This window comes from Protofrankia sp. CiP1_Cm_nod2 (genome assembly GCF_920664355.1).
GTDB lineage: Bacteria > Actinomycetota > Actinomycetes > Frankiales > Frankiaceae > Protofrankia.
In genome coordinates, this window is the sequence record NZ_CAKKTL010000354.1 from 1 (window position 1) to 3770 (window position 3770).

Consider the following 3770-nt stretch of genomic DNA (forward strand, 5'->3'; position numbering starts at 1 on the left):
CTCTACTACCACGGCTTCCCCGGCGTATGCGCCGGCCGCGGCGGCTCCACCCACCTGGCGACCGGGCCCCAGTACCTTCTCCTCCACGACCGCAACCCGGTTCCGAGCGGCTTCCAGACCGACTGGCGGTTCTGCTACAGGTGCAGCTCGCTCTACTTCGACGGCTATGACCCGAACGGCGTCTGCCCCGGAAACCCAGGCTGGGGCCATGCCGCCGCCGGCTACATGTTCCACCTGCAGGTGTACGCCTACACCCTCTGACCTAGTAGTGCTTTGTTAGGTTGAGTCGATCAGCGGTGGCAACACGGCCGTATATGTCGCGCTCGCCGGGACGCGGGACCTTTCGAAGGCTGATCTTTGATTGGAGACCAGCGATATAATGAAAAATATGATCACTTCTTTGGATGATCCGGTGAACCCGCCCTGGCAGCTGTTGGAGGCTGAGGAGTGGAGGCTGTCGGACGATCCCGGCCTCCTGGACCGTCATCAGGTGTGGAAGTGGTTGTCGCTGGAGACCGCCTGGTCGCGCGGCCGTAGCCAGGAGGCTGTGAACACCTCGCTTGACCATTCCCTCACCGTGGGCGTCTACGATCCGGCTGGTCGGCAGCGGGGAGTCGCCCGTTGCGTGACCGACCGGGTGGCTGTCGGATTTATCGACGACGTCTACGTCGATGCGGACCATCGCGGTAAAGGAATTGGGCGCTGGCTGGTCTGCGGGCTGCTCCACCATCGGCTGTTGCGCGGCATTTCGCAGTTCACGTTGGTGACGGACGATGCGCACGCCCACTACGCCGCAAGCGGCTTCACGTCGCTGGCCGAACTCCAGCGGTGGATGCAGTGGCGACGCGACACCGGCTCCGCGTACACGCCCGATCCCTGGACGCCAGGTTCCCCGTCCAGGTCCGTTAGCTGAGCAGTCAGCTTCCACTGGCCACCCTCGCCGCCGAGCGCCAGAGCCGTTCTTTTTACGCTCCCGGCGGGGCCCTTGCCTGATTACAGTTGTAGCTTCGGCTACTGTTGTCGCCGCGACAGGATCGGCCTGGGCGCATCGAGGACTGATAAGTCCTCGATTGTCGCCGGTACAGGCTCGTCCTTGCCAAGCGCAATCCCACGCATTGTCCCGCGGAGGATCTTTCCGGATCGGGTCTTGGGTCAACGCCGTTCAGCTTGCGTCGATCTTGATGCTTGTCGATCGCGCGGCGCGCGGGGCGAGTGGGTGGAGCCGGATCGTGGCGGGACCGTCATGACGGGTCGAGGCGGGCTCGTCGGGTTTCTTGACGCGGTAGCTGTTGTGTCGGGCGCGTTCGACGACGCGGGGGCAGGTGCGGTGGCGCCAGGGTGGGTTGAGCCGGCGGGTGATCTCGGCGTGGAACCGAGGTAGCTGGGCTTTCCAGTCCTCAGGGGGGAATGTCCGCCGTCCCGGTGGCGGAACGGCGGACCAGGCGCAGGGTCCGGGCGAAGCCGACCCGGTCGGGGTCGACGTCGGCGGCCTCGGCTGCCTGGGCGATCAGGGCGGTGAGCGCGTACTGCACGGTCAGCCAGGCCCACATCTCCTGGACGGCCAGGTCGGGCAGCCGGGAGCGCAGGATCCTGCCGGGGCCGCGTAGGTGGGTCTTGAGCTGGTCGTTGGAGGTCTCCTCCTCCCAGCGTTAAGGCGCTGGGTGGTTTCCCCGGCCCGCAACGCCAGGTGGGTGTGCAGGTCCAGGCAGTAGGCGCACCCGTTGATCTGCGAGACCCGCAGGCTGACCAGCTCCAGCGTGATGCGGGACAGCCCTGCCTCGGCGGCGCGCGCTCGCACCTCGGCGGCCGTGGCCCGCAGGGCCTTGAATACCGACGGTGTCTGCTTGTCGAGGTAGATCCGCGGCGTCGTCACGGGTTGCCCGTCCGCACAGCGGCCAGCGCGTCCGGCGTGACCGGGTCGATGATGTCGTCGAACGACCACACGTGGCGGCAGCAGTTCCGTGTAGACCTCGCCCTCTCGTTCGGGTCGGGTGGCCCGTTACGGCAGGCGGGTGTGTCCGGCTCGGCTGGCGACGATGCGCGCGGCCGCCAGCGCGCGGGCCCGCCCGGCATCGCCGGTGAGCCGGGCGAGGATCGCCGCGGGCGGGACGACGCTGTCACTTTTCGGGGGCGGAGGCGTGGCCGATGTCCGCTCCGCTGTCGGCCTGGCGCTGTGGTCCACTGCGCTGGTGCCAGTCCAGGCACATCACCGTCGCGTCGTCCTGCAAGTCGCCGCCGCAGGCGTCGAGGACGCGTCCGGTCAGCTGCTGGACGAGTTCCCGGGGATGCAGCTGCCTGTTTGTCGCCAGCTGCGTGGGCAGGTCGATCCGTGCCGCGTTGCGGTCGACCATGCCGTCGGTGACGAACAGCAGACGGTCCCCTGAGCGCAGCTGAAGGTGACGGACAGTGTAGGCGTGCTCCGGGAACATGCCGAACGCGAGGTCCGGCGGCCAGCTGACCTGCTCCACCATGTCATCCCGCAGCAGGTAGAAGGGGATGTGGCCGGCGTTGACGGCGCGCAGTGCGCCGGTCGGCAGGTCGATGTGGAACAGCAGGCCGGTGACGAACTGCTCCAGGTTGGAGTGCTCGACCATCATGGTGTTCACACGGTCGGCCATCGCCGCCAGACCACGCGGGCCTGGTTCCCGGCGGACGTTACGCAGACCGTTGACCGTCAGGGTGGCCAGGATGGCGGCGGCCAGTCCGTGGCCCATCGCGTCGGTGAGCGACAGGTACAGGTCGGCCCGTCCGAAGGAGTAGTCGAAGGTGTCTCCCGCGACGGCGGCCGACGGCTCCATCCAGCCGGCGATCGTCGCCTGCGCGCTTTCGCAGGTGAACGAGTCCGGCAGGAGCCGGCGTTGGATCTCGGCCGCGAGTTCGAGGGGTACCGTACGCTGTCCCCGCTCGAACAGGTCGGTGTAGCGCCGGTTCAGCACGACCGTGTACGCGAACAGGTGCGCGGCCTGCGAGATCTCGGCCGTCAGATGGCCGAGGTGATCCGCGGCGGAGGTTCCAGCAGGTGGCGCATCAACGCCCCCGTCGGTCGTGGCGAAGACGACCTCGATGACGCCGATCGCCTCACCGCGAGCGGTGACCGGCGCGATGATGATCATCTGCCCGTCGCCGCGGTTCAGCATCGGGCGCTGGGAGCGCAGCACCTGGCCCTGGGGCGTGCCGTGCACCGGCACCCGCTCCATGGCCGTCTCCCCGCCGCGCGCCGTGGAGAACCGGGCGAGGACATCGCTGGAATAGTCGGCGATCAGGAACGATGCTCCGAGCGCTCCCAGATCGCCCTGGAGGCGTGTCACGAGCGCGTCCACGGCGTCGGCGGGTGCCGCCTGCTCGACCGCTGTCAGCAGCGCTGCCGCGTCGAAGACCCCTCGCTCACTCACCGCTCCACCATAGGCACGCCCCGGACAGGGCCCGGACGACGGCGGCCACCCGCACCGAAGGAGAGGATCATCAGCCCGTGACCGGCGCGGGATCACGCCAGACGGGCCGGAGTGAGCTGGAGGCCGATGGCGTTCACGATGCGGGAGCGGCCAGACAGGCAGCAGGAAGATCCACTGAGGATGCCCGTCGCCCCGTGGAGCAGCCGTCGTCCACGGCTGAAGCCTCACATCCCTACTACCGCGATCAAGAATGGTCCGAGAGAAGCGGCAGATCGGTGAGATGCGCCGCCAGGACAGATCCATGAGAAAGCGGGCCCGGGTCGGGCCGGGGGGTGAGCTGGTTCGACCGCTGGAGCTCGCCGAGAGTAGCAAACCCGC

The 3770-nt window shown here is 68.1% G+C and carries 3 protein-coding genes and 2 pseudogenes; 2 read left to right on the forward strand and 3 right to left on the reverse strand.

Annotation, left to right across the window (positions count from 1 at the left end; all coding sequences use genetic code 11):
* Together NBW84_RS23190 and NBW84_RS23195 are read left to right on the forward strand one after the other, a co-directional pair.
* Positions 1-261, forward strand: a pseudogene (locus NBW84_RS23190) (hypothetical protein); the annotation flags it as partial.
* A 118-nt stretch (positions 262-379) separates the two neighbouring features.
* Positions 380-913, forward strand: a complete 534-nt coding sequence (locus tag NBW84_RS23195; protein WP_250287386.1) for a GNAT family N-acetyltransferase — start codon at positions 380-382, stop codon at positions 911-913.
* Between the two features lie 484 nt (positions 914-1397).
* Here the strand turns inward: NBW84_RS23195 and NBW84_RS23200 are convergent, their stop codons facing one another.
* From NBW84_RS23200 to NBW84_RS23210, 3 genes and pseudogenes are all read right to left on the reverse strand, one after another.
* Positions 1398-1550, reverse strand: coding sequence for a hypothetical protein (locus NBW84_RS23200; RefSeq protein WP_250287387.1), 153 nt, complete (start codon positions 1548-1550; stop codon positions 1398-1400).
* 101 nt (positions 1551-1651) lie between these two features.
* A pseudogene (locus NBW84_RS23205) lies at positions 1652-1873 on the reverse strand (carboxymuconolactone decarboxylase family protein); the annotation flags it as partial.
* Positions 1874-2117: 244 nt separating this feature from the next.
* Entirely contained in the window at positions 2118-3392 is a 1275-nt protein-coding gene (locus NBW84_RS23210) for a PP2C family protein-serine/threonine phosphatase (RefSeq protein WP_250287388.1), read from the reverse strand.
* Positions 3393-3770: the final 378 nt, after the last annotated feature.

Excerpts from the sequence above, each read along its gene's own strand:
- NBW84_RS23195 (WP_250287386.1), top strand. The coding sequence starts at position 380 with ATGAAAAATATGATCACTTCTTTGGATGATCCGGTGAACCCGCCCTGG.
- NBW84_RS23200 (WP_250287387.1), bottom strand. The coding sequence starts at position 1,550 with ATGTGGGCCTGGCTGACCGTGCAGTACGCGCTCACCGCCCTGATCGCC.